Here is a 24,758-nt window from a genome sequence, read left to right as displayed (position 1 = left end):
GCCGTAGTGAAACCGTAGGCAAGCAGATCAGGGAGCGGTGCAACGTGTCCGGTGGAGAGGTGGCCGGCATCCTCGTGGCCGTTTTCTGGGCCATCCTGGTGTCCTTCCTCGCCGTGGTGCTGGTACGGCTCGCGCAGGTGCTCCGCGCGACCACCAAACTCGTGGCCGACGTCACCGAGCAGGCCGTCCCGCTGCTGGCGGACGCCTCCACGACCGTCCGCTCCGCGCGCACCCAGCTCGACCGGGTCGACGCCATCGCGAGCGACGTGCAGGAGGTCACCTCCAACGCCTCCGCGCTGTCCTCCACCGTGGCCTCCACCTTCGGCGGCCCCCTGGTCAAGGTCGCGGCCTTCGGCTACGGCGTGCGCAAGGCGCTGGGCCGCACCGAGGACGCCCCGCAGAAGACCACCCGGCGAACCGTGATCGTCGGCCGTACGGTGCCGCCGGCCCGGCGCCGGAAGCAGAAGGGCTGAGACCGCCGATGTTCCGCCGAGCCTTCTGGTTCACCGCAGGCGCCGCCGCCGGCGTGTGGGCCACCACCAAGGTCAACCGCCAGCTGAAGAAGCTGACCCCCGAGAGCCTCGCCGCCCAGGCCGCCGACAAGGCCGTGGAGGCCGGGCACCGCCTCAAGGATTTCGCCCTCGACGTCAAGGCGGGAATGACGCAGCGCGAGGACGAGCTGAACGACGCACTGGGGTTGCACCAGGACCCCGACCGGCCCGACAACGTCACCGCCCTCCCCGGGCCGCGGCGGCTGCGGGCCATCGAGTACCACCAGAACGACCAGACCACCCACCGTTCGAAGTTTTCGTACAACCGGAATGAGGACCACTGATGGAGTCGGCTGAAATCCGCCGCCGCTGGCTGAGCTTCTTCGAGGAGCGCGGTCACACCGTTGTCCCTTCGGCGTCGCTCATCGCGGACGACCCGACTCTGCTCCTGGTGCCCGCGGGCATGGTGCCCTTCAAGCCCTACTTCCTGGGTGAGGTCAAGCCGCCGGCCCCCACGCTCACCAGCGTGCAGAAGTGCGTCCGCACCCCGGACATCGAAGAGGTCGGCAAGACCACCCGCCACGGCACGTTCTTCCAGATGTGCGGCAACTTCTCCTTCGGGGACTACTTCAAGGAAGGGGCCATCCGCTACGCCTGGGAGCTGCTGACCACTCCCGTGGCGGACGGCGGCTACGGCCTGGAGCCCGAGAAGCTCTGGATCACCGTCTACCTCGACGACGACGAGGCCGAGGCGATCTGGCGCGACAAGATCGGCGTCCCGCAGGAGCGCATCCAGCGCCTGGGCAAGAAGGACAACTTCTGGTCCATGGGCGTCCCGGGCCCCTGCGGCCCCTGCTCCGAGATCAACTACGACCGCGGCCCCGAGTTCGGCGTCGAGGGCGGCCCGGCCGTCAACGACGAGCGGTACGTGGAGATCTGGAACCTGGTCTTCATGCAGTACGAGCGCGGCGCCGGCGACGGGAAGGAGGACTTCCCGATCCTCGGCGACCTGCCGTCGAAGAACATCGACACGGGCCTCGGCCTGGAACGCCTCGCGATGATCCTGCAGGGCGTGCAGAACATGTACGAGACCGACACCCTGCGCGTGGTCATGGACAAGGCCACCGAGCTGACCGGCGTGCAGTACGGCGCCGCCCAGGGCACCGACGTCTCCCTGCGCGTGGTCGCCGACCACATCCGCACCTCGACGATGCTCATCGGCGACGGCGTCACCCCCGGCAACGAGGGCCGCGGCTACGTGCTGCGCCGCATCATGCGCCGCGCCATCCGCAACATGCGCCTCATGGGCGCCACCGGTCCGGTCGTCCAGGACCTCATCGGCGTCGTGGTCGACACGATGGGGCAGCAGTACCCCGAGCTGATCACCGACCGCAAGCGCATCGAGACCGTCGCCCTCGCCGAAGAGGCCGCCTTCCTGAAGGCCATCAAGGGCGGCACGAACATCCTCGACACCGCCGTGACCGAGACCAAGGCCGCCGGCGGCACGGTCCTCGCCGGCGACAAGGCGTTCCTGCTCCACGACACCTGGGGCTTCCCGATCGACCTCACCCTGGAGATGGCCGCCGAGCAGGGCCTGACCGTGGACGAGCCCGGCTTCCGCCGCCTGATGCAGGAGCAGCGCGACCGCGCCAAGGCCGACGCCAAGGCCAAGAAGACCGGCCACGCCGACATGTCGGCCTACCGGGAGATCGCCGACGGCTCCGGCGCCACCGAGTTCACCGGCTACTCGACCACCCAGGGCGAGTCCACCATCGTCGGCCTCCTGGTCAACGGCGTCTCCGCGCCCGCCGCCTCCGAGGGCGACGAGGTCGAGGTCGTCCTCGACCGCACCCCCTTCTACGCAGAGGGCGGCGGCCAGCTCGCCGACCAGGGCCGCATCAAGCTCGACACCGGTGCCGTCATCGAGGTCCGCGACGTCCAGCAGCCGGTCCCGGGCGTCTCCGTGCACAAGGGCTCCGTGCAGGTCGGCGAGGTGACGGTGGGCGCCTCCGCGTACGCCGCCATCGACGTCAAGCGCCGCCGGGCCATCGCCCGCGCCCACTCGGCCACCCACCTGACCCACCAGGCGCTGCGCGACGCCCTCGGCCCGACGGCCGCCCAGGCCGGCTCCGAGAACAGCCCCGGCCGCTTCCGCTTCGACTTCGGCTCGCCGAACGCCGTCCCCGGCTCGGTCCTCACCGACGTCGAGCAGAAGATCAACGACGTGCTCTCCCGCGAGCTCGACGTCACCGCCGAGATCATGAGCATCGACGAGGCGAAGAAGCAGGGCGCCATCGCCGAGTTCGGCGAGAAGTACGGCGAGCGGGTCCGCGTCGTCACCATCGGCGACTTCTCCAAGGAGCTGTGCGGCGGTACGCACGTCGGCAACACCGCCCAGCTGGGTCTGGTGAAGCTGCTCGGCGAGTCCTCCATCGGCTCCGGCGTGCGCCGCGTCGAGGCCCTGGTCGGCGTCGACGCGTACAACTTCCTCGCCAAGGAGCACACGGTCGTCGCCCAGCTCCAGGAGCTCGTCAAGGGCCGTCCGGAGGAGCTGCCGGAGAAGATCGCCTCCATGCTCGGCAAGCTGAAGGACGCCGAGAAGGAGATCGAGAAGTTCCGTGCGGAGAAGGTCCTCCAGGCCGCCGCCGGTCTCGCCTCGAACGCCCAGGACATCCGCGGCATCGCCCTCGTCGTCGGCCAGGTGCCGGACGGCACGGGCGCCGACGACCTGCGCAAGCTGGTCCTCGACGTCCGCGGCCGCATCCAGGGCGACCGCCCGGCCGTCGTCGCGCTGTTCACCGTGGCGAACGACCGCCCGCTGACCGTCATCGCCACCAACGAGGCGGCCCGCGAGCGCGGCCTCAAGGCCGGTGACCTGGTCCGCACCGCCGCCAAGACCCTCGGCGGCGGCGGTGGCGGCAAGCCGGACGTGGCCCAGGGCGGCGGCCAGAACCCGGGCGCCGTGCCCGAGGCCATCGCCGCCGTCGAGCGCCTCGTGGCAGAGACGGCCTGACGATGACTCTGCGCCGCGGCCGCCGACTGGCCATCGATGTCGGAGACGCCCGGATCGGGGTCGCGTCCTGCGACCCCGACGGGGTGCTCGCCACGCCGGTGGAGACCGTCCCGGGCCGGGACATCCCCTTCGCCCACCGGCGGCTGCGGCAGCTCGTCGAGGAGTACGAGCCCCTCGAAGTCGTGGTCGGCCTCCCCCGCTCGCTCAGCGGGCGGGAGGGGCCGGCCGCGGCCAAGGTGCGCGCATTCGCGAACGAACTGGCCAAGGGGATCAAGCCGGTGACGGTCCGGCTGGTGGACGAGCGGATGACCACGGTCACCGCCGCCCAGGGCCTGCGGGCCTCCGGCCGGAACGCCAAGAAGGGCAGGTCGGTCATCGACCAGGCGGCCGCTGTGGTTATCCTCCAGAACGCTCTTGAGACCGAACGGGTATCAGGTAATCCGCCCGGTGAGTGCGTCGAAGTGGTTGTCTGATCGCGATACGGTAACGTTCCGCGCGATGAGACGGCATTCGAACAGCCGTCGCTCACCACCAAAGAGGCGGAACCGGGTGTCGCGGCCGACAGAAGCCGCGGCCTTCGTCTCGCGGCTCTAGGGGACCGATGACTGACTATGGCCGGGGCCACGGCTCCGAACCGTGGAACCCCCAGGACCCCCTCTACGGGGACCAGGGGTGGACCGCGCACCAGACGCAGCAGGCGCAGGTGCCCTACGGCGGGGACCTCCAGCAGCAGTACCCGCAGGAGCCGCAGTACCAGCAGCAGTTCGCGGGCCAGTATCCGCAGCAGTACGACGAGCAGGCCTACGCGCAGCAGCTCCAGTACCAGCAGATGGTCCAGCAGCAGATGGCCGCCCAGCCCATGGGCGCGCAGCCGATGGCCCCTCAGCCCATGGCCCCGCAGCCCGCGTACGACGGGAGCAACGGCCAGGGCTGGGACACCGGCCAGGGCCAGTACGCGGCCGCGGCCGTACAGGTCGACCCGTACGCCGGTGCCGACCCGTACGCGCAGCAGACCGTCGGGGCCTACCCCGGCGAGGCCCCCGACCTGTACACCACGGCCGAGGCCTACCCGCCGCCGCAGCCGCCCGGCCTGCGCCACCTGGAACCGGAACCGGTCGAGGAACCCCTTGAAGAGGAGGAGCCCGAAGAGGCGCTCCTGCCCGCCGGCGGCCGGGGCTCCGACGACGGCGACGATCCGCGCGGGCGCCGGTCCGGCGGCCGTTCCAAGGGCGGCAAGGGCGGCAAACAGAAGAAACGCAGCGGCACGGCCTGTCTGATCGCCGCCGTGGTGATCGTCGGCGTGGTCGGCGGTGGCGGCTACTACGGCTACAACTACCTCCACGACCGCTTCGCCCCGGCCGAGGACTTCGCCGGTGAGGGCACCGAGGAGATCATCGAGGTCGAGATCCCCAAGGACGCCGGCCTCGGCCAGATGGGCCGCCTCCTCAAGCAGGCCGGCGTGGTGGCCAGCGCCCAGGCGTTCGTCGACGCGGCGAACGCCAACCCCAAGGGCAAGTCGATCCAGCCCGGCGTCTACCCGATGAAGAAGAAGATGTCGGCCTCGGCCGCCGTCGCGCTGATGATCGACCCCAGCAAGCTGAACGTCATCACCATCGCCGAGGGCCTGCGCAACTCCAAGATCTACGAGGCCATCGACAAGAAGCTCGGCAAGCCGGACGGCACCACGAAGGACATCGCCCTGCGCGAGGCGAAGAACCTCGGCCTGCCGGCCTGGGCCGGCAACAACCCGAAGCTCGTCGACCCGCTGGAAGGCTTCCTGCTGCCCGCCCGCTACGACCTGAAGAAGGACAGCACGCCCGAGTCGCTGCTCCGGCAGATGGTCAAGAACGCCGCGGACAAGTACCAGGAGATGGGGGTCGAGGCCAAGGCCAAGGAGCTGAACCTGGAGAACCCGCTCCAGGTGATCACCGTCGCCAGCCTCGTGAACGCCGAGGGCAAGAACCACGACGACTTCCGCAAGATGGCCGAGGTGGTCTACAACCGCCTCAAGAAGACCAACGACGTCACGAACCAGCGGCTCCAGTTCGACTCGACGTACAACTACGTCAAGAACCAGAGCGAGATCAACTTCAACCTGAAGGAAGCCCAGGCCTTCGACAACCCGTACAACACGCACTTCGTCAAGGGACTCCCGCCCGGCCCGATCGGGAACCCCGGCGCGGACGCGCTGACCGCTACGCTCAACCCCGACCACGGCGGCTGGATGTTCTTCGTGTCGGTCGACGGCAACAAGACGACCTTCACCAAGACGTACGAAGAGCACATGAAGCTCGCCGACGAGTTCCAGGCACGGCAGAAGCAGAAGAACGGCGGGTAGGCAAGACATGTCACGGATACGGGCCGCGGTGCTGGGTTCGCCCATCGAGCACTCCCTCTCACCGGTGCTGCACCGCGCCGCGTACCGGGAGCTCGGCCTCGACGACTGGTCCTACGACCGGTTCGAGATCGACGAGGCCGCCCTGCCCGCGTTCGTGGCGGACCTCGGCCCCGAGTGGGCCGGGCTGTCGCTGACCATGCCGCTCAAGCGGGCGGTCATCCCGCTGCTGGACGGGATCAGCGACACCGCCGCCGCGGTGGAGGCCGTCAACACGGTGGTGTTCACCGAGGACGGCCGCCGCCTCGGCGACAACACCGACGTCCCGGGCCTGATCGCCGCCCTGCACGAGCGCGGCGTCGAGAAGGTGCCCGCCGCCGCGATCCTCGGGGCGGGCGCCACCGCCTCCTCGGCGCTCGCCGCCCTCGCCCGGATCTGCACGGGCGAGGTGACCGCGTACGTCCGCTCGGACGCCCGCGCCGACGAGATGCGCCAGTGGGGCGAGCGGCTCGGCGTCGACGTCCGTACGGCCGACTGGTCGGACGCGGCCCGCGCGCTGGAGGCGCCGCTGGTCATCGCCACCACCCCGGCCGGCGCCACGGACGAGCTCGCCGCAGCCGTCCCCGACGCGCCCGGCACCCTCTTCGACGTCCTCTACGACCCCTGGCCCACCGCCCTGGCCGCCGCCTGGTCCGGGCGGGGCGGCACCCTCCTCGGCGGCCTCGACCTGCTCGTCCACCAGGCCGTGCTCCAGGTCGAGCAGATGACCGGCCGCACCCCCGGCCCCCTCGCCGCCATGCGCGCCGCCGGCGAGGCGGCCCTGCGCGCCCGCCACTGAGGCCGCGCGCGTAGGGAGCCGATAGCAGCACCGGGCACGATCGCGCACGTCCGGGCCCTCCGGGTCGTCCGTCAGCTGGACCGAGATCCGCGGGACGGCCCGGACGTGGGAGGATTCGGGTACGGCCGTCCGGTCCGCGCAGCCGGACGGGTCGTCGCAGTGCCAGGCGCGAGCATGAGGAGCATCGTTGAGCAGGTTGCGTTGGCTGACCGCAGGAGAGTCGCACGGACCGGCACTGGTCGCGACGCTGGAGGGTCTTCCCGCCGGCGTCCCGGTCACCACCGAGCTGGTGGCCGACCACCTGGCGAGGCGCCGGCTCGGCTATGGCCGCGGTGCCCGCATGAAGTTCGAGCAGGACGAGATCACCTTCCTCGGCGGTGTCCGCCACGGACTGTCCCAGGGCTCCCCGGTCGCGATCATGGTCGGCAACACCGAGTGGCCCAAGTGGGAGACGGTCATGTCGGCCGACCCGGTCGACCCCTCGCTGCTCAAGGAGACCGGCCGCAACGCGCCGCTGACCCGCCCCCGCCCCGGCCACGCCGACCTCGCGGGCATGCAGAAGTACGGCTTCGACGAGGCCCGGCCGATCCTGGAGCGCGCCAGCGCCCGTGAGACCGCCGCCCGCGTCGCCCTCGGCGCCGTCGCCCGCTCCTTCATCAAGGAGGTCGCGGGCATCGAGATCGTCTCGCACGTGGTGGAGCTGGCCTCGGCCAAGGCTCCCTACGGCGTCTACCCGACCCCCGCCGACGTCGAGAAGCTCGACGCCGACCCGGTCCGCTGCCTCGACGCCGACGCGTCGAAGGCGATGGTCGCGGAGATCGACCAGGCCCACAAGGACGGCGACACCCTCGGCGGCGTCGTCGAGGTCCTCGCGTACGGCGTGCCCGTCGGCCTCGGCTCCCACGTCCACTGGGACCGCCGCCTCGACGCCCGCCTCGCCGCCGCGCTCATGGGCATCCAGGCCATCAAGGGCGTCGAGGTCGGCGACGGCTTCGAGCTGGCCCGCGTCCCCGGCTCCCAGGCGCACGACGAGATCGTCTCCACCCCCGAGGGCATCAAGCGCACCTCCGGCCGCTCCGGCGGTACCGAGGGCGGCCTGACCACCGGCGAGCTGCTGCGCGTCCGCGCCGCGATGAAGCCCATCGCGACCGTCCCGCGCGCCCTGGCCACCGTCGACGTCGCCACCGGCGAGGCCGCGGTCGCCCACCACCAGCGCTCCGACGTCTGCGCCGTGCCCGCCGCGGGCATCGTCGCCGAGGCCATGGTCGCGCTCGTCCTGGCCGACGCCGTGGTCGAGAAGTTCGGCGGCGACTCGGTCGCCGAGACCCGCCGCAACTTGCGGTCCTACCTCGACAACCTGCAGATCCGGTGACGGGCGGCCCCCTGGTCGTACTCGTCGGACCCATGGGTTCCGGCAAGTCCACGGTGGGCGGCGTGCTCGCCCGCCGGCTCGGCGTCCCCTACCGGGACACCGACGCGGACATCGTCGCGGCCCAGGGCCGGGAGATCTCCGACATCTTCGTCGACGAGGGCGAGCCGTACTTCCGTGAGCTGGAGCGCGCGGCCGTCGCGGCCGCCGTCGCCGAGCACACCGGAGTCCTCGCCCTCGGCGGCGGAGCCGTCCTCGACGAGGGCACCCGCGCCCTGCTGGCCGGGCTGCCCGTCGCCTACCTGTCGATGGACGTCGAGGAGGCCGTGCGCCGCGTCGGGCACGGCGCCGCCCGCCCGCTGCTCGCCGTCAACCCGCGCCGCCAGTGGCGCGAGCTGATGGAGGCCAGGCGCCACCTGTACACCGAAGTCGCGCGCGTCGTCGTGGCCACCGACGACCGCACCCCCGAAGAGGTCGCCCAGGCGGTCCTCGACGCTCTGGAGTTGAAGGACGTATGACAGACCAGGTGACGCGGATCAACGTCGGCGCCAGCGCCGGACACGACGCGTACGACGTGCTGGTCGGCCGGCAGCTGCTCGGCGAACTCGGCACCCTGATCGGTACGAAGGCCCAGCGGGTCGCCGTGATCCACCCCGAGGCGCTGGCCGAGACCGGCGAGGCGCTGCGCGCGGACCTGGCGGAGCAGGGCTACGAGGCGATCGCCATCCAGGTGCCGAACGCCGAGGAGGCCAAGACCGTCGAGGTGGCCGCGTACTGCTGGAAGGCGCTCGGCCAGTCCAACTTCACCCGCACCGACGTCATCGTCGGCGTGGGCGGAGGCGCCACCACCGACCTGGCGGGCTTCGTCGCGGCCAGCTGGCTGCGCGGGGTGCGCTGGATCGCCGTCCCGACCACCGTGCTGGCCATGGTGGACGCGGCGGTCGGCGGCAAGACCGGCATCAACACCGCCGAGGGCAAGAACCTCGTCGGCGCCTTCCACCCGCCGGCCGGGGTGCTCTGCGACCTGGCCGCGCTGGAGTCGCTGCCGGTCAACGACTACGTCAGCGGCCTCGCCGAGATCATCAAGGCCGGTTTCATCGCCGACCCGGTGATCCTCGACCTGATCGAGGAGGACCCGGCGGCGGCCCGCACCCCCGCCGGCCCGCACACGGCCGAGCTGATCGTCCGCTCCATCCAGGTCAAGGCCGACGTGGTCTCCAGCGACCTCAAGGAGTCGGGCCTGCGGGAGATCCTCAACTACGGCCACACCCTCGCGCACGCCATCGAGAAGAACGAGCGCTACAAGTGGCGGCACGGCGCGGCGGTCTCCGTCGGCATGGTCTTCGCGGCCGAGCTCGGCCGGCTGGCCGGGCGGCTCGACGACGCCACCGCCGACCGCCACAAGGCCGTCCTGGCCTCGGTGGGCCTCCCGCTGACCTACCGCGGCGACCAGTGGACCAAGCTGCTCCAGACCATGCAGGTCGACAAGAAGTCCCGCGGCAACCTGCTGCGCTTCATCGTCCTGGACGGCCTGGCCAAGCCCACCGTGCTGGAGGGCCCGGACCCGGCGCACCTGGTCGCCGCCTACGGCGAGGTCTCCGCGTGAGCCGCCGGGTGCTGGTCCTGAACGGCCCGAACCTGGGCCGGCTCGGGTCCCGCGAGCCCGACGTGTACGGGGCGACCTCGTACGCGGGCCTCGTGGAGAGCTGCACCGCCCTGGGCGCGGAACTCGGCTTCGAGGTGGAGGTCCGCGAGACCAACGACGAGGGCGAGCTGGTGCGCTGGCTGCACGAGGCTGCCGACGGCAAGATCCCGGTCGTCATCAACCCGGGCGCCTTCACGCACTACTCGTACGCCATGCGGGACGCGGCGGCGCAGCGCACCGCGCCGCTGATCGAGGTGCACATCTCCAACCCGTACGCCCGGGAGGAGTTCCGGCACACCTCGGTCATCGCGGCCGTGGCGACCGGCACCGTCGCGGGCTTCGGGCTGGGCTCCTACCGGCTGGCGCTGCGTGCGCTGGCGGAAGAGGTCACGGCCTGAGATAACGTTCTCGCATCAGTCGCCTGAACGAGACGGAGTGGCGCGGATGCAGCACGGAGTGGGGGGCTGGGGTCCGCCGGGACAGCACCCGGCGGTTCCCCCGCAGCCGCCGATACCCCCTGCGCAGGGCTGGCCGGTGGCACCGGTGCCCGACGCGACGGGGCACATCCCGCTGCCTCCCGCCGCGGCCGCCGCGCCGGTGCCGCCCGCGCCCGGCACCGGCGGGGCGGTGCTCGCCGTACTGCTCATCGGCCCGGCCGGAGCGGGCAAGACGACCGTGGCCCGGCACTGGGCGCGCACCCGGCCGGTGCCGACCGCGCACATCAGCCTGGACGACGTCCGCGAATGGGTCTGCTCGGGCTTCGCGGACCCGCAGGCCGGCTGGAACGAGCACTCCGAGGCCCAGTACCGCCTCGCCCGCCGCACCTGCGGCTTCGCCGCCCGCAACTTCCTGGCGAACGGGATCTCCTGCATCCTCGACGACGCCGTCTTCCCGGACCGGCCCGTGGTGGGCCTCGGCGGCTGGAAGCGCCACGTGGGGCCCGCCCTGCTGCCGGTCGTGCTGCTGCCCGGCCTGGACGTGGTCCTCGACCGCAACGCGGCCCGCTCAGGCAACCGCCGGCTCTCCGACGAGGAGGTCGCCCGCATCCACGGCCGGATGGCGGGCTGGTACGGCTCCGGGCTGCCGATCATCGACAACACCCACCTCGACGTCGAGGGCACCGCGCGGGCCCTGGACGAGGCCCTCGCGCGGGCGCTGACGAGCCCGCCCCGCTGGTAGGAGCCCGAAGGGGCGTCCCGGCCCCGTCCGGACGCGCTCGCCGGGCCGGATGCGCGGGGCGCTCGTAGGCTCGAAGACATGTCAGACGTGTACGAGGCCCGCAGGGGCCTGCTCCGCGAGCGCTGCGCCGCCGCGGGCAACTCCGCCGCCCTGGTCACGCGTCCGGCGAACGTCCGCTACCTCGCCGGGGCGTCCCCGCTGGGCGCCGTCCTGCTGGTCGGGCCCGCCGAGGACGTGCTGTTCTGCCCCGGGGCACCCACCGGCGAGGCGGACGAGGGGCGGCTCGACGAGGGGCTGCGGGTCTCCGTGCTGCCCACCCCCGGCGCCGACCCGGCCGTGGCCGCCGCCGACCTGGCCGCGGCGAACCGGGCCGACTCCCTCGCCGTGGAGGAGCACCACCTCACCGTCGGCCGGCACCGGGCCGTGCACTCGGTCGCGCCCCGGCTGCGGCTGGCCGACCTCGGCACGGCGGTGGAGCAGCAGCGGCTGGTCAAGGACGAGGAGGAGATCGCCTGTCTGCGGATCGCCGCCGAGATCGCCGACCAGGCCCTCGGCGAGCTGCTGGAGTCGATCCTCGTCGGCCGGACCGAACGCCACCTGGCCCTGGAGCTGGAGCGCCGGCTCGTGGACCACGGCGCGGACGGTCCGGCGTTCCCGACGTCCGTGGGCACCGGCCCGCACTCGGGCCGCTCCCGGCACCGGCCCTCCGACCGGCGGGTGGAGGAGGGGGACTTCCTCTCCGTCTGCCTCGGCGCCAACTACCGCGGCTACCGCTGCGAGATCGGCCGCACCTTCGTGATCGGCACCACGCCGGCCGACTGGCAGATCGAGCTGTACGACCTGGTCTTCGCCGCCCAGCGGGCCGGCCGGCAGGCCCTGGTGCCCGGTGCCGCGTACCGGGAAGTGGACCACGCGGCGCGTTCCGTACTGGACTCCGCGGGGCACGGTGAGGCCCTCGCGGGATGGATGGGACACGGGGTCGGTCTCGAAATCGACGAGGACCCGCAGCTTGCACCTACGGCAATGGGTAAACTGGACGCTTGCGTGCCGGTCACCGTCGAACCGGGGGTTCACCTCCCGGGCCGGGGAGGTGTCCGGATCGATGACACGCTCGTCGTGCGCCCCGAGGCGGACGGCGGTCCCGAGCTACTCACCATTACGACCAAGGAGCTGCTCGCGCTCTAGTCCGCATCGCCGGACCGTGCGCGCATCCCTGGTCTTCCAGTGCAGGAGATTCCGCAACCGTGGCTTCCACGAACGACCTCAAGAACGGCATGGTGCTCAAGCTCGACGGTGACCAGCTCTGGTCCGTCGTCGAGTTCCAGCACGTCAAGCCCGGCAAGGGCCCGGCCTTCGTGCGCACCAAGCTCAAGCACGTGCTCTCCGGCAAGGTCGTCGACAAGACCTTCAACGCCGGCACGAAGGTCGACACCGCCACGATCGACCGCCGTGACATGCAGTTCTCGTACATGGACGGCGACTACTTCGTCTTCATGGACATGAGCACCTACGACCAGCTGATGGTCGACCGCAAGGCCGTCGGCGACGCCGCCAACTTCCTCATCGAGGGCTTCACCGCCTCCGTGGCCCAGCACGAGGGCGAGGTGCTCTACGTCGAGCTCCCGGCCGCCGTCGAGCTGACCATCGAGCACACCGACCCGGGCGTCCAGGGCGACCGCTCCACCGGCGGCACCAAGCCGGCCCGCCTGGAGACCGGCCACGAGATCCAGGTCCCGCTCTTCGTCACCACCGGCGAGAAGATCAAGGTCGACACCCGCACCAGCGCCTACCTCGGCCGGGTGAACAGCTAACCGTGGCTGCCCGGAGCAACGCGCGCAAGCGCGCCTTCCAGATCCTCTTCGAGGCCGACCAGCGCGGCGTGCCCGTGCGCGAGGTCCTCGCCGACTGGATCCGCCACTCGCGGTCGGACGACCGGCAGCCGCCGGTCAACGCGTTCACGATGGACCTCGTCGAGGGCTACGCCGACAAGGTGAAGCGCATCGACGACCTGATCGTCACCTACGCCGTGGACTGGGAGCTCGACCGCATGCCGGTCGCCGACCGGAACATCCTGCGGCTGGGTGCCTACGAGCTGATCTGGGTCGACGAGACCCCGGACGTCGTGGCGATCGACGAGGCCGTGCAGCTGGCCAAGGAGTTCTCCACGGACGACTCGCCCGCGTTCGTGAACGGCCTGCTGGCCCGCTTCAAGGACCTGAAGCCGAGTCTGCGCCGGGGCGAATAGCCCGGAGCCGGACGGCTGAGCGGGGGGGGGGGGGGGGGGGGGGGGGGCCCGGCCCCCCCCCCCCCCCCCCCCCCTCCGCCGTTCTCCGGCCGGCCGTGCGTCCCCGCGGGGGTTTCTGCCGGCCGGCCGACGAAAAACCGGCGGGTGCCGGCGCCCTGGGGCACCGGCACCCGCCGGTAACGTTTCTGCTGAGCCTGGACGGCTCTCCTGGGACTAGATGTCCTCGTGGGCCACCGCGCGACGCGCGTCGGCGTCCAGGACGCCCCAGCTGATGAGCTGCTCGGTCAGGACCGAGGGGGACTGGTCGTAGATGACGGCCAGGGTGCGCAGGTCGTCCTGGCGGATCGACAGCACCTTGCCGTTGTAGTCGCCGCGCTGGCTCTGGATCGTGGCGGCGTAACGCTGGAGCGGGCCGGCCTTCTCGGCGGGGACGCCCGCCAGGCGCTCCAGGTCGAGGCGCAGCTTCGGCGGCGGCTCGGCCGCACCGCCGGGGGTCGTGCCCGGCAGCAGTTCCTGGACCGGAACCCCGTAGAAGTCCGCCAGCTCGGCGAGGCGCTGGACGGTCACGGCGCGGTCCCCGCGCTCGTAGGAACCGACCACCACGGCCTTCCAACGGCCCTGGGACTTCTCCTCGACACCGTGGAGGGAGAGGCCCTGCTGGGTGCGGATGGCGCGGAGCTTGGCCCCGAGCTGTTTGGCGTATTCGCTGGACATAACGCTCCCGGACGCTGTGACGCTGTGACTACATGGAGACCATGCGGCTCCGCCGCGCGGCTGGTAACTCACTGTGAGGTTACGCAGCGTTACTTGGATGCGTCAAGCCGAATGCTCTTCCACGCCCTCTTACGAGGGGTGCCGCCGGGCCCCGGTGCGAGGACCCCCGCCCACCCCTGGTACCGTGGACGGCGTACATCAGACGTCCTTTAAGGTCCGTCCCGTGAGGCGGAGAAGGAGGTCCTTTTCATGGACAGCACGACTTCCCAGGTCTCGGCCGACGAGGAAATGCGCCCCGTTCTGGAGGCGCAGGACATCGCCCGGGTCCTGACCCGCATCGCCCACGAGATCGTCGAGCGCGCCAAGGGCGCCGACGACGTGGTGCTCCTCGGCATTCCCACCCGCGGTGTGTACCTGGCCCGCCGGCTGGCCGCCAAGCTGGAGGAGATCACCGGGACGAAGATCCCGGTCGGCTCCCTCGACATCACCATGTACCGCGACGACCTGCGCCTGAAGCCCGCGCGGGCGATCGGCCGCACCGAGATCCCCGGCGACGGCATCGACGGCCGCCTGGTGGTCCTCCTCGACGACGTCCTCTTCTCCGGCCGCACCATCCGCGCCGCCCTCGACGCGCTCGGCGACATCGGCCGCCCCCGCGCCGTCCAGCTCGCGGTCCTCGTCGACCGCGGCCACCGCGAACTCCCGATCCGCGCCGACTACGTGGGCAAGAACCTGCCCACCTCGCTGCGCGAGACCGTCAAGGTCCAGCTCCAGGAGGAGGACGGCCGCGACGCCGTGCTGCTCGGCCAGCGGACCGCCCAGGCAGCAGGGCAGTAACACCCGCGCGTACGGGACCCCTCGTGGGGCCCGTGCCGAGGCCTGCCCTGCCCGCACACCCGTCAGCCCCGCCTGCCTGCCCTCCCGACATACGGAGCACCCAGATGAAGCGCCACCTCATCTCGGCCGCCGACCTCACGCGCGACGACGCCGTCCTGATCCTCGACACCGCCGAGGAGATGGCCCGGGTCGCCGACCGGCCGATAAAGAAGCTGCCCACCCTGCGCGGCCTCACCATCTGCAACCTGTTCTTCGAGGACTCGACCCGTACCCGGATCTCCTTCGAAGCCGCCGAGAAGCGCCTCTCCGCCGACGTCATCAACTTCGCCGCCAAGGGTTCCAGCGTCTCCAAGGGCGAGTCCCTCAAGGACACCGCCCAGACCCTGGAGGCCATGGGCGTGGACGCGGTGGTCATCCGCCACCACGCCTCCGGCGCCCCCTACCGGCTCGCCACCTCCGGCTGGATCGACGCCCCGGTGATCAACGCCGGCGACGGCACCCACGAGCACCCCACGCAGGCGCTGCTCGACGCCTTCACCATGCGCCGCCGCCTCGTCGGCCGCGACGCCGGACTCGGCAAGGACCTGAACGGCCGCCGCATCACCATCGTCGGCGACGTCCTGCACAGCCGGGTCGCCCGTTCCAACGTCCAGCTGCTGCACACCCTCGGCGCCGAGGTCACCCTGGTGGCCCCGCCCACCCTGGTGCCGGTCGGCGTCGGGAACTGGCCCTGCGAGATCTCGTACAGCCTCGACGAGGTGCTGCCGAAGTCCGACGCGGTCATGATGCTGCGTGTGCAGCGGGAGCGGATGAACGCCGCCTTCTTCCCGACCGAGCGCGAGTACTCCCGGCGCTACGGCCTGGACGCCGCCCGCATGGCCAAGATGCCCGAGCACGCCATCGTCATGCACCCCGGCCCCATGGTCCGCGGCATGGAGATCACCGCCGAGGTCGCCGACTCCGACCGCTGCACGGTCGTCGAGCAGGTCGCCAACGGCGTCTCGATCCGCATGGCCGTCCTCTACCTGCTGCTCGGAGGCTCCGAGCCCGCCGTCACCACCCCCGCCGCCGCCCGTACCGAGGAGAACAAGTAACCATGAGCAAGATCCTTATCCGCGGTGCGAAGGTCCTCGGCGGCGACGTGCAGGACGTCCTGATCGACGGCGAGACCATCGCCGAGGTCGGCACCGGCCTGTCCGCCGAGGGCGCCCAGGTGATCGAGGCCGAGGGCCAGGTCCTCCTCCCCGGCCTCGTCGACCTCCACACCCACCTGCGTGAGCCCGGCCGTGAGGACTCCGAGACCGTCCTCACCGGCACCCGCGCCGCCGCCTCCGGCGGCTACACGGCCGTCTTCGCCATGGCCAACACCTTCCCGGTCGCCGACACCGCCGGCGTCGTCGAGCAGGTCTGGCGCCTGGGCAAGGAGTCCGGCTACTGCGACGTCCAGCCCATCGGCGCCGTCACCGTCGGCCTGGAGGGCAAGAAGCTCTCCGAGCTCGGCGCCATGCACGAGTCCGCCGCCCGCGTCACCGTCTTCTCCGACGACGGCAAGTGCGTCGACGACGCCGTGATCATGCGCCGCGCCCTGGAGTACGTGAAGGCCTTCGGCGGCGTCGTCGCCCAGCACGCCCAGGAGCCCCGCCTCACCGAGGGCGCCCAGATGAACGAGGGCGTCGTCTCGGCCGAGCTGGGCCTGGGCGGCTGGCCGGCCGTCGCCGAGGAGTCGATCATCGCCCGCGACGTCCTCCTCGCCGAGCACGTCGGCTCCCGCGTGCACATCTGCCACCTCTCCACCGCCGGCTCCGTCGAGATCGTCCGCTGGGCCAAGTCCCGCGGCATCGACGTCACCGCCGAGGTCACCCCGCACCACCTGCTCCTCACCGACGAGCTCGTGCGCTCGTACAACCCGGTCTACAAGGTCAACCCGCCGCTGCGCACCGAGCGCGACGTGATGGCCCTGCGCGAGGCGCTCGCCGACGGCACGATCGACATCGTCGCCACCGACCACGCCCCGCACCCGCACGAGGACAAGGACTGCGAATGGGCCGCCGCCGCCATGGGCATGGTGGGCCTGGAGACCGCGCTCTCCGTCGTCCAGCAGACGATGGTCGAGACCGGACTGCTCGACTGGGCGGGCGTCGCGGAGCGGATGTCGCACGCTCCCGCGCGCATCGGAAGCCTCTCGGGGCACGGCCGGCCCGTCTCGGCAGGTGAACCCGCGAACCTGACCTTGGTCGAGACCTCGTACCGTGGTGTCGTGGACCCCGCACACTTCGCCTCCCGCAGCCGCAACACGCCCTACGAGGGCCGCGAGCTGCCGGGTCGCGTCACTCACACCTTCCTGCGGGGCCGGGCAACGGTCGTGGACGGGAAACTGGCGTGACACCTGCAGTGATCCAACTGGCCGCCGAGGCCGCCGAACGACAGTCGGCGGAGGTGACGGACTGGGGCGCACGCATCGCGTGGGTGATCGGTCTGCTCGTCTTCATCGCGTTCGTGTACTGGCTGATGCGGCAGGGCTGGAAATGGCGCGGCGCTCTGCAGAACGATCTGCCCGAGCTGCCCGCCGCCCCCGGCGGTCTCCCCGAGCACCGGCTGGCCCTGACCGGCCGGTACCACGGGTCCACCACCGCCGGGCAGTGGCTCGACCGGATCGTCGCCCACGGGCTCGGAGTCCGCAGCCGGGTCGAGCTCACCCTCACCGACGCGGGCCTCGACGTGGTCCGTCCGGGGGCAACCGACTTCTTCGTACCGGCCGCGCAGCTGCGCGGCGCCCGCCTCGACAAGGGAATCGCGGGCAAGGTACTCACCGAGGGCGGTCTGCTCGTCGTCACATGGGCGCACGGCGACAAGCTGATCGACTCCGGATTCCGCTCCGACCGGGTCGCCGAACACGCGGCCTGGGTCGAGGCCATCAACTCCATGAACCAATCCATCACGACGGAAGGCGCCGAACGATGACGACCTCCACCAGGGGAGCAGCCAAAGCTCCCGCCGTACTCGTCCTGGAGGACGGCCGCATCTTCCGCGGCCGCGCCTACGGCGCAGTGGGGGAGACCTTCGGCGAAGCCGTGTTCTCCACCGGCATGACCGGCTACCAGGAGACCCTCACCGACCCGTCGTACCACCGCCAGGTCGTCGTGATGACCGCCCCCCACGTGGGCAACACGGGCGTCAACGACGAGGACCCCGAGTCCTCCCGCATCTGGGTCTCCGGCTACGTCGTCCGCGACCCCGCCCGCGTCCCCTCCAACTGGCGCTCGCAGCGCTCGCTGGACGAGGAGCTCGTCAAGCAGGGCGTCGTCGGCATCAGCGGCGTCGACACCCGCGCCCTGACCCGCCACCTGCGCGAGCGCGGCGCCATGCGCGTCGGCATCTTCTCCGGCGAGGCCATCGCCGACGACGCGGCCCTGCTGGCGAAGGTCCAGGCGCAGCCGCAGATGAAGGGCGCCAACCTCTCCGCCGAGGTCGCCACCAAGGAGGCGTACGTCGTCCCCGCGATCGGGGAGAAGAAGTTCACCGTCGCCGCAGTGGACCTCGGCATCAAGGGCATGACCCCGCACCGGATGGCCGAGCGCGGCATCGAGGTGCACGTGCTGCCGGCCACCGCCACCGTCGAGGACGTGTACGCGGTCAACCCCGACGGCGTGTTCTTCTCCAACGGCCCGGGCGACCCGGCCACCGCCGACGGCCCCGTCTCGGTCATGCAGGGCGTCCTGGAGCGCAAGACCCCGCTCTTCGGGATCTGCTTCGGCAACCAGATCCTGGGCCGCGCGCTCGGCTTCGGCACCTACAAGCTGAAGTACGGCCACCGCGGCATCAACCAGCCGGTCCAGGACCGCACCACCGGCAAGGTCGAGGTCACCGCGCACAACCACGGCTTCGCCGTCGACGCGCCCCTCGACAAGGTGTCCGAGACCCCCTACGGCCGCGCCGAGGTCTCGCACGTCTGCCTGAACGACAACGTCGTGGAAGGCCTCCAGCTGCTCGACCAGCCGGCCTTCTCCGTCCAGTACCACCCCGAGGCGGCCGCGGGCCCGCACGACGCCGCGTACCTCTTCGACCGCTTCGTATCCCTGATGGAGGCCGAGCGTGCCTAAGCGCACCGATATCCAGTCCGTCCTGGTCATCGGCTCCGGCCCGATCGTCATCGGCCAGGCCGCGGAGTTCGACTACTCCGGCACCCAGGCCTGCCGCATCCTCAAGGCCGAGGGCCTGCGGGTCATCCTGGTGAACTCCAACCCGGCGACGATCATGACCGACCCGGAGATCGCCGACGCCACGTACGTCGAGCCGATCACCCCCGAGTTCGTCGAGAAGATCATCGCCAAGGAGCGCCCCGACGCGCTGCTCCCGACCCTCGGCGGCCAGACCGCGCTCAACACCGCCATCTCCATGCACGAGCAGGGAGTGCTGGAGAAGTACGGCGTCGAGCTGATCGGCGCCAACGTCGAGGCCATCAACAAGGGCGAGGACCGCGACCTCTTCAAGGGCGTCGTCGAGGCCGTCAAGGGCAAGATCGGCTACGGCGAGTCCGCCCGCTCGGTCATCTGCCATTCGATGGACGACGTCATCAAGGGCGTCGACACCCTCGGCGGCTACCCCGTCGTCGTGCGCCCCTCCTTCACCATGGGCGGCGCCGGCTCCGGCTTCGCCCACGACGAGGAGGAGCTGCGCCGCATCGCGGGCCAGGGCCTCACGCTCTCCCCGACCACCGAGGTGCTCCTGGAGGAGTCCATCCTCGGCTGGAAGGAGTACGAGCTGGAGCTGATGCGCGACACCAAGGACAACGTGGTCGTCGTCTGCTCCATCGAGAACTTCGACCCGATGGGCGTGCACACCGGTGACTCGATCACCGTCGCCCCGGCGATGACCCTCACCGACCGCGAGTACCAGCGGCTCCGCGACATCGGCATCGCGATCATCCGCGAGGTGGGCGTCGACACCGGCGGCTGCAACATCCAGTTCGCGATCAACCCGGACGACGGCCGCGTCATCGTCATCGAGATGAACCCGCGCGTCTCCCGTTCGTCGGCGCTCGCCTCGAAGGCCACCGGCTTCCCGATCGCCAAGATCGCCGCCAAGCTGGCCATCGGCTACACGCTGGACGAGGTCCCGAACGACATCACCGAGAAGACCCCGGCCTCCTTCGAGCCGACCCTCGACTACGTCGTCGTCAAGGCCCCGCGCTTCGCCTTCGAGAAGTTCCCGGCCGCCGACGCCACCCTCACCACCACCATGAAGTCGGTGGGCGAGGCCATGGCCATCGGCCGCAACTTCACCGAGGCCCTCCAGAAGGCCCTGCGCTCCCTGGAGAAGAAGGGCTCCCAGTTCACCTTCGTCGGCGAGCCCGGCGACAAGGAAGAGCTGCTGGCCACCGCGGTCCGCCCGACCGACGGCCGCATCAACACCGTCATGCAGGCCATCCGCGCCGGCGCCACCCAGGAGGAGGTCTTCGAGTCCACGAAGATCGACCCCTGGTTCGTCGACCAGCTCTTCCTGATCAAGGAGATCGCGGACGAGCTGGCCGCCGCCGAGAAGCTCCACCCCGAGCTGCTCGCCGAGGCCAAGCGCCACGGATTCTCCGACGCCCAGATCGCCGAGATCCGCGGCCTGCGCGAGGACGTCGTCCGCGAGGTCCGCCACGCCCTCGGCGTCCGCCCGGTCTACAAGACGGTCGACACCTGCGCCGCCGAGTTCGCCGCGAAGACCCCGTACTTCTACTCGTCCTACGACGAGGAGTCCGAGGTCGCCCCGCGCACCAAGCCCGCGGTGATCATCCTGGGCTCCGGCCCGAACCGCATCGGCCAGGGCATCGAGTTCGACTACTCCTGCGTCCACGCCTCCTTCGCCCTCAGCGACGCCGGCTACGAGACCGTGATGGTCAACTGCAACCCCGAGACCGTCTCGACGGACTACGACACCTCCGACCGCCTGTACTTCGAGCCGCTGACGCTGGAAGACGTGCTGGAGATCGTCCACGCCGAGTCGCTGGCCGGCCCGATCGCCGGTGTCGTCGTCCAGCTCGGCGGCCAGACCCCGCTCGGCCTCGCCCAGGCGCTCAAGGACAACGGCGTGCCCGTGGTCGGCACCTCCCCGGAGGCCATCCACGCCGCCGAGGACCGCGGCGCCTTCGGCCAGGTCCTCGCCGACGCCGGCCTGCCCGCGCCCAAGCACGGCACCGCCACCACCTTCGCGGGTGCGAAGGCGATCGCCGACGAGATCGGCTACCCGGTCCTCGTCCGTCCGTCCTACGTGCTCGGCGGCCGCGGCATGGAGATCGTCTACGACGAGACCCGCCTGGAGTCCTACATCGCGGAGTCCACGGAGATCTCCCCGACCCGCCCCGTGCTGGTCGACCGCTTCCTCGACGACGCGATCGAGATCGACGTCGACGCCCTCTACGACGGCTCCGAGCTCTACCTCGGCGGCGTCATGGAGCACATCGAGGAAGCCGGCATCCACTCCGGCGACTCGGCCTGCGCCCTGCCCCCGATCACCCTCGGCGGCTTCGACATCAAGCGCCTGCGCGCCTCCACCGAGGCCATCGCCAAGGGCGTCGGCGTCCGCGGCCTGATCAACATCCAGTTCGCGATGGCGGGCGACATCCTCTACGTCCTGGAGGCCAACCCGCGCGCCTCCCGGACCGTCCCCTTCACCTCGAAGGCGACCGCCGTCCCGCTCGCGAAGGCCGCCGCCCGCATCTCGCTCGGCGCCACCATCGCCGAGCTGCGCGCCGAGGGCATGCTGCCCAAGGCCGGCGACGGCGGCACCCTGCCGCTGGACGCGCCGATCTCCGTCAAGGAGGCCGTCATGCCGTGGTCGCGCTTCCGCGACATCCACGGCCGCGGCGTGGACACCGTCCTCGGCCCGGAGATGCGCTCCACCGGCGAGGTCATGGGCATCGACACGGTCTTCGGCACGGCGTACGCCAAGTCGCAGGCCGGCGCGTACGGCCCGCTGCCGACCAAGGGCCGCGCGTTCATCTCCGTCGCCAACCGCGACAAGCGCTCGATGATCTTCCCGGCCCGCGAGCTCGTCGCCCACGGCTTCGAGCTGCTCGCCACCTCCGGCACCGCCGAGGTGCTGCGCCGCAACGGCATCAACGCCACCGTCGTGCGCAAGCTCAGCGAGGGCGAGGGCCCGGACGGCCAGAAGACCATCGTCCAGCTCATCCACGACGGCCAGGTCGACCTGATCGTCAACACCCCGTACGGCACCGGCGGCCGCCTCGACGGCTACGAGATCCGTACGGCCGCCGTGGCGCGCAGCGTCCCGTGCCTGACCACGGTCCAGGCGCTCGCCGCCGCCGTCCAGGGCATCGACGCGCTCAACCGCGGTGACGTCGGCGTGCGCTCCCTCCAGGAGCACGCGGAGCACCTGAACGCCGCCCGCGACTAGCAGCCCGTAAGCGAGAGGGGGACACCGGACGCGCGAACCGCGCCGGGTGTCCCCCTCTTCATGAGCGCAGAAGGGACTTTTCGGACGATGTACAAACTGTTCTTCAACCTGGTCTTCAAGCGGATGGACCCCGAGCAGGCCCACTACACGGCCTTCCGCTGGATCCGCCTCGCCGCCCGCACCCCGGTGCTGCGCACCTTCGCCGCCGCCACCCTGGCGCCCCGGTACGAGTCCCTGCGCACCGAGGCCCTCGGCCTGCGGATGCACGGCCCCTTCGGGCTCGCGGCCGGCTTCGACAAGAACGCCGTCGCCATCGACGGCATGTCGATGCTCGGCTTCGACCACGTCGAGATCGGCACCGTCACCGGCCAGGCGCAGCCCGGCAACCCCAAGAAGCGGCTCTTCCGCCTGGTCCCCGACCGGGCGCTGATCAACCGCATGGGCTTCAACAACGAGGGCTCGGCCGCCGTCGCCGCCCGCCTGGCCGCCCGCAACCCCGTCTTCCGGACCGTCGTGGGCGTCAACATCGGCAAGACCAAGGTGGTGCCGGAGGCCGAGGCCGCCGCCGACTACGTGGTCTCCACCGAGCGCCTGGCCCGCCACGCCGACTACCTGGTCGTCAACGTCTCCTCGCCGAACACCCCGGGCCTGCGCAACCTCCAGGCCACGGAGTCCCTGCGGCCGCTGCTGACCGCCGTGCGCGAGGCTGCGGACCGCTCGGTCACCGACCGCCGCGTCCCGCTGCTGGTCAAGATCGCCCCGGACCTCGCGGACGAGGACGTCGACGCGGTCGCCGACCTCGCCCTCGAACTGGGCCTGGACGGCATCATCGCCACCAACACCACCATCGCCCGCGAGGGCCTGGGCCTGAAGTCCGACCCGGCCCTGGTCAAGGAGACCGGCGGACTCTCCGGCGCCCCGGTCAAGGAACGCTCCCTGGAGGTCCTGCGCCGCCTGTACGCGCGCGTCGGCGACCGCCTCGTCCTGGTGGGCGTCGGCGGCATCGAGAACGCCGAGGACGCCTGGCAGCGCATCCTGGCGGGCGCCACCCTGATCCAGGGCTACAGCGCCTTCATCTACGAGGGCCCGTTCTACGCCCGCGCCATCCACAAGGGCCTCGCCGCGCGCCTGGCCGCCAGCCCCTACGCGACCCTGGCCGAGGCCGTGGGCGCCGAGACCCGAAAGGCCGCGCTGTGACCTCTGTGACCCCTGTGACCCCCTTCGGAACCCGTCTGCGCGCCGCCATGGACGCCCGGGGCCCCCTGTGCGTCGGGATCGACCCGCACGCGGCCCTGCTGGCCTCCTGGGGCCTGGCGGACGACATCGACGGCCTGGAGCGCTTCTCCCGCACGGTGGTCGAGGCCCTGGCCGACTCCGTCGCCGTCTTCAAGCCGCAGGCCGCCTTCTTCGAGCGGTTCGGCTCCAAGGGCGTCGCGGTCCTGGAGCGCACCGTCGCGGACGCGCGCTCCGCCGGGACCCTGGTGGTCATGGACGCCAAGCGCGGCGACATCGGCTCCACGATGGCCGCGTACGCCTCGGCCTTCCTGGACCCGTCCTCCCCGCTGTTCTCGGACGCCCTGACGGTCTCCCCGTACCTCGGCTACGGCTCCCTCGCCCCGGCCGTGGAGCTGGCCCGGGAATCGGGCGCCGGCCTCTTCGTCCTGGCCCTTACCTCCAACCCGGAGGGCGCGGAGGTCCAGCGCGCGGTCCGCGAGGACGGCCGTTCCATCGGCGCGACCATGCTGGCCCACCTGGCGGCGGAGAACGCGGGCGCCGAGCCCATGGGCTCCTTCGGCGCGGTGGTCGGTGCCACGCTGGGCGACCTGTCCTCCTTCGACCTGGACATCAACGGCCCGCTGCTGGCCCCGGGCATCGGAGCCCAGGGCGCGACCGCGGCCGACCTCCCGGCGGTCTTCGGCGCCGCGGTCGCCAACGTGGTCCCGAACGTCTCCCGGGGAGTCCTGAAGCACGGTCCGGACGCCGCCGCCCTGCGCGCCTCCGCCAAGCGCTTCGCCGACGAGGTGCGCGAGGCCGTCGCGGGCTGATCTCCGGGGTCCGGAGCGGCGCGAGCACACGCGAACTCGAAATTCGAACGTCTTTCCCCGGACAAAACCGGGGTGATATGTCTGTGATGTACGGTTCAGTGGAGGCTGACCAGGACTTTTCGTCCGTTCTCGCTGACTGGAGCGGCCTTGGCCGCTAGTCTCCGACCAGAGTGAACGAGCAGCGAGCGAATTCCATCGCTGTTCGGGACCTCGCCCGGCGTGGTGCCCACGGGCTCCCCGCCGGTCCGTATCCGACAGTTCGACATCCGAGGTGACGTAGGCGTGGCTCTTCCGCCCCTTACCCCTGAACAGCGCGCAGCAGCGCTCGAAAAGGCCGCCGCGGCTCGCCGGGAGCGGGCCGAGGTGAAGAATCGACTCAAGCACTCCGGCGCCTCCCTCCACGACGTCATCAAGACGGGACAGGAGAACGACGTCATCGGCAAGATGAAGGTCTCCGCCCTTCTCGAGTCGCTGCCCGGCGTCGGCAAGGTCCGCGCCAAGCAGATCATGGAGCGCCTCGGCATCTCCGAGTCCCGGCGTGTCCGAGGTCTCGGCTCCAACCAGATCGCCTCTCTGGAGCGTGAGTTCGGCGGTAGCGGCGCCTGAGGCGTCGCCCGAAGTTCTCCCGGCGTTCTCAGGCAGTCCC

The 24,758-nt window shown here is 71.3% G+C and carries 24 protein-coding genes; 23 read left to right on the top strand and 1 reads right to left on the bottom strand.

Annotation, left to right across the window (positions count from 1 at the left end; all coding sequences use genetic code 11):
- The first annotated feature begins 44 nt into the window (after positions 1–44).
- From AC07A6_RS18075 to nusB, 14 genes are all read left to right on the top strand, one after another.
- A complete protein-coding gene (locus AC07A6_RS18075) occupies positions 45–473 on the top strand; it encodes a DUF948 domain-containing protein (RefSeq protein ID WP_007263046.1) in 429 nt (142 codons plus the stop codon).
- 8 nt (positions 474–481) lie between these two features.
- Positions 482–835: a DUF6167 family protein gene (locus tag AC07A6_RS18070; RefSeq protein WP_478777693.1), complete on the top strand. Its 354-nt coding sequence runs from the start codon at positions 482–484 to the stop codon at positions 833–835.
- A complete protein-coding gene (gene alaS, locus AC07A6_RS18065) occupies positions 835–3,504 on the top strand; it encodes an alanine--tRNA ligase (protein ID WP_478777692.1) in 2,670 nt (889 codons plus the stop codon). Before AC07A6_RS18070 ends, alaS begins: the two co-directional genes overlap by 1 nt.
- A 2-nt stretch (positions 3,505–3,506) precedes the next feature.
- Positions 3,507–3,977, top strand: coding sequence for a Holliday junction resolvase RuvX (gene ruvX, locus AC07A6_RS18060; protein WP_030028999.1), 471 nt, complete (start codon positions 3,507–3,509; stop codon positions 3,975–3,977).
- A gap of 128 nt (positions 3,978–4,105) precedes the next feature.
- Entirely contained in the window at positions 4,106–5,842 is a 1,737-nt protein-coding gene (mltG, locus tag AC07A6_RS18055) for an endolytic transglycosylase MltG (protein WP_362472963.1), read from the top strand.
- Between the two features lie 7 nt (positions 5,843–5,849).
- Positions 5,850–6,677, top strand: coding sequence for a shikimate dehydrogenase (locus AC07A6_RS18050; protein WP_362472960.1), 828 nt, complete (start codon positions 5,850–5,852; stop codon positions 6,675–6,677).
- A gap of 187 nt (positions 6,678–6,864) precedes the next feature.
- Entirely contained in the window at positions 6,865–8,049 is a 1,185-nt protein-coding gene (gene aroC / locus AC07A6_RS18045; protein WP_478777691.1) for a chorismate synthase, read from the top strand.
- Entirely contained in the window at positions 8,046–8,564 is a 519-nt protein-coding gene (locus AC07A6_RS18040) for a shikimate kinase (RefSeq protein ID WP_478777690.1), read from the top strand. The genes aroC and AC07A6_RS18040 overlap by 4 nt, the downstream gene beginning before the upstream one ends.
- Positions 8,561–9,652: a 3-dehydroquinate synthase gene (gene aroB, locus AC07A6_RS18035; protein ID WP_478777689.1), complete on the top strand. Its 1,092-nt coding sequence runs from the start codon at positions 8,561–8,563 to the stop codon at positions 9,650–9,652. Before AC07A6_RS18040 ends, aroB begins: the two co-directional genes overlap by 4 nt.
- Complete coding sequence (gene aroQ, locus AC07A6_RS18030; RefSeq protein WP_362472952.1) at positions 9,649–10,089, top strand: type II 3-dehydroquinate dehydratase; 441 nt, start codon at positions 9,649–9,651, stop codon at positions 10,087–10,089. Before aroB ends, aroQ begins: the two co-directional genes overlap by 4 nt.
- A gap of 46 nt (positions 10,090–10,135) precedes the next feature.
- On the top strand, positions 10,136–10,870 hold the full coding sequence (locus tag AC07A6_RS18025) for an AAA family ATPase (RefSeq protein ID WP_362472949.1): 735 nt from the start codon (positions 10,136–10,138) through the stop codon (positions 10,868–10,870).
- A gap of 78 nt (positions 10,871–10,948) precedes the next feature.
- Positions 10,949–12,055, top strand: coding sequence for an aminopeptidase P family protein (locus tag AC07A6_RS18020; protein WP_125817771.1), 1,107 nt, complete (start codon positions 10,949–10,951; stop codon positions 12,053–12,055).
- A 59-nt stretch (positions 12,056–12,114) separates the two neighbouring features.
- Positions 12,115–12,681 (top strand): elongation factor P, encoded by a 567-nt coding sequence (gene efp, locus AC07A6_RS18015; protein ID WP_125817770.1) that lies wholly within the window; start codon positions 12,115–12,117, stop codon positions 12,679–12,681.
- Positions 12,682–12,683: 2 nt separating this feature from the next.
- Complete coding sequence (nusB, locus tag AC07A6_RS18010; RefSeq protein ID WP_362472942.1) at positions 12,684–13,115, top strand: transcription antitermination factor NusB; 432 nt, start codon at positions 12,684–12,686, stop codon at positions 13,113–13,115.
- Positions 13,116–13,328: 213 nt separating this feature from the next.
- On the opposite strand, the gene bldD is transcribed toward nusB, so the two are convergent.
- On the bottom strand, positions 13,329–13,829 hold the full coding sequence (bldD, locus tag AC07A6_RS18005) for a transcriptional regulator BldD (RefSeq protein WP_007263032.1): 501 nt from the start codon (positions 13,827–13,829) through the stop codon (positions 13,329–13,331).
- A 249-nt stretch (positions 13,830–14,078) separates the two neighbouring features.
- Here bldD and pyrR point away from each other — a divergent pair, with 249 nt between their 5' ends.
- The 9 genes from pyrR to AC07A6_RS17960 all read left to right on the top strand — a co-directional run bounded on the left by pyrR (position 14,079) and on the right by AC07A6_RS17960 (position 24,718).
- Entirely contained in the window at positions 14,079–14,666 is a 588-nt protein-coding gene (gene pyrR, locus AC07A6_RS18000; protein ID WP_125594207.1) for a bifunctional pyr operon transcriptional regulator/uracil phosphoribosyltransferase PyrR, read from the top strand.
- Positions 14,667–14,770: 104 nt separating this feature from the next.
- Positions 14,771–15,760, top strand: coding sequence for an aspartate carbamoyltransferase catalytic subunit (locus AC07A6_RS17995; protein WP_362473058.1), 990 nt, complete (start codon positions 14,771–14,773; stop codon positions 15,758–15,760).
- A gap of 2 nt (positions 15,761–15,762) precedes the next feature.
- A complete protein-coding gene (locus tag AC07A6_RS17990; protein ID WP_478777688.1) occupies positions 15,763–17,049 on the top strand; it encodes a dihydroorotase in 1,287 nt (428 codons plus the stop codon).
- On the top strand, positions 17,046–17,627 hold the full coding sequence (locus AC07A6_RS17985; RefSeq protein WP_478777687.1) for a PH-like domain-containing protein: 582 nt from the start codon (positions 17,046–17,048) through the stop codon (positions 17,625–17,627). The genes AC07A6_RS17990 and AC07A6_RS17985 overlap by 4 nt, the downstream gene beginning before the upstream one ends.
- The gene (gene carA, locus AC07A6_RS17980; RefSeq protein ID WP_362473065.1) at positions 17,624–18,766 is read left to right on the top strand and encodes a glutamine-hydrolyzing carbamoyl-phosphate synthase small subunit; all 1,143 of its coding nucleotides are present in this window, start codon (positions 17,624–17,626) and stop codon (positions 18,764–18,766) included. The genes AC07A6_RS17985 and carA overlap by 4 nt, the downstream gene beginning before the upstream one ends.
- Positions 18,759–22,067 (top strand): carbamoyl-phosphate synthase large subunit, encoded by a 3,309-nt coding sequence (gene carB / locus AC07A6_RS17975; protein WP_478777686.1) that lies wholly within the window; start codon positions 18,759–18,761, stop codon positions 22,065–22,067. Before carA ends, carB begins: the two co-directional genes overlap by 8 nt.
- Positions 22,068–22,154: 87 nt before the next feature.
- Positions 22,155–23,264, top strand: coding sequence for a quinone-dependent dihydroorotate dehydrogenase (locus AC07A6_RS17970; RefSeq protein WP_478777685.1), 1,110 nt, complete (start codon positions 22,155–22,157; stop codon positions 23,262–23,264).
- 5 nt (positions 23,265–23,269) lie between these two features.
- Positions 23,270–24,112 carry an orotidine-5'-phosphate decarboxylase gene (gene pyrF / locus AC07A6_RS17965; protein WP_478777713.1) on the top strand — a complete coding sequence of 281 codons (843 nt, stop codon included), beginning with the start codon at positions 23,270–23,272 and terminating at the stop codon, positions 24,110–24,112.
- A gap of 282 nt (positions 24,113–24,394) precedes the next feature.
- Positions 24,395–24,718 (top strand): integration host factor, encoded by a 324-nt coding sequence (locus AC07A6_RS17960; RefSeq protein WP_030234009.1) that lies wholly within the window; start codon positions 24,395–24,397, stop codon positions 24,716–24,718.
- Positions 24,719–24,758 lie beyond the last annotated feature (40 nt).

Source organism: Streptomyces sp. NPDC044002 (assembly GCF_056434525.1).
The sequence above is the reverse complement of the archived record's forward strand: the minus strand, read 5'-3'. Positions and strand labels throughout refer to the sequence as shown.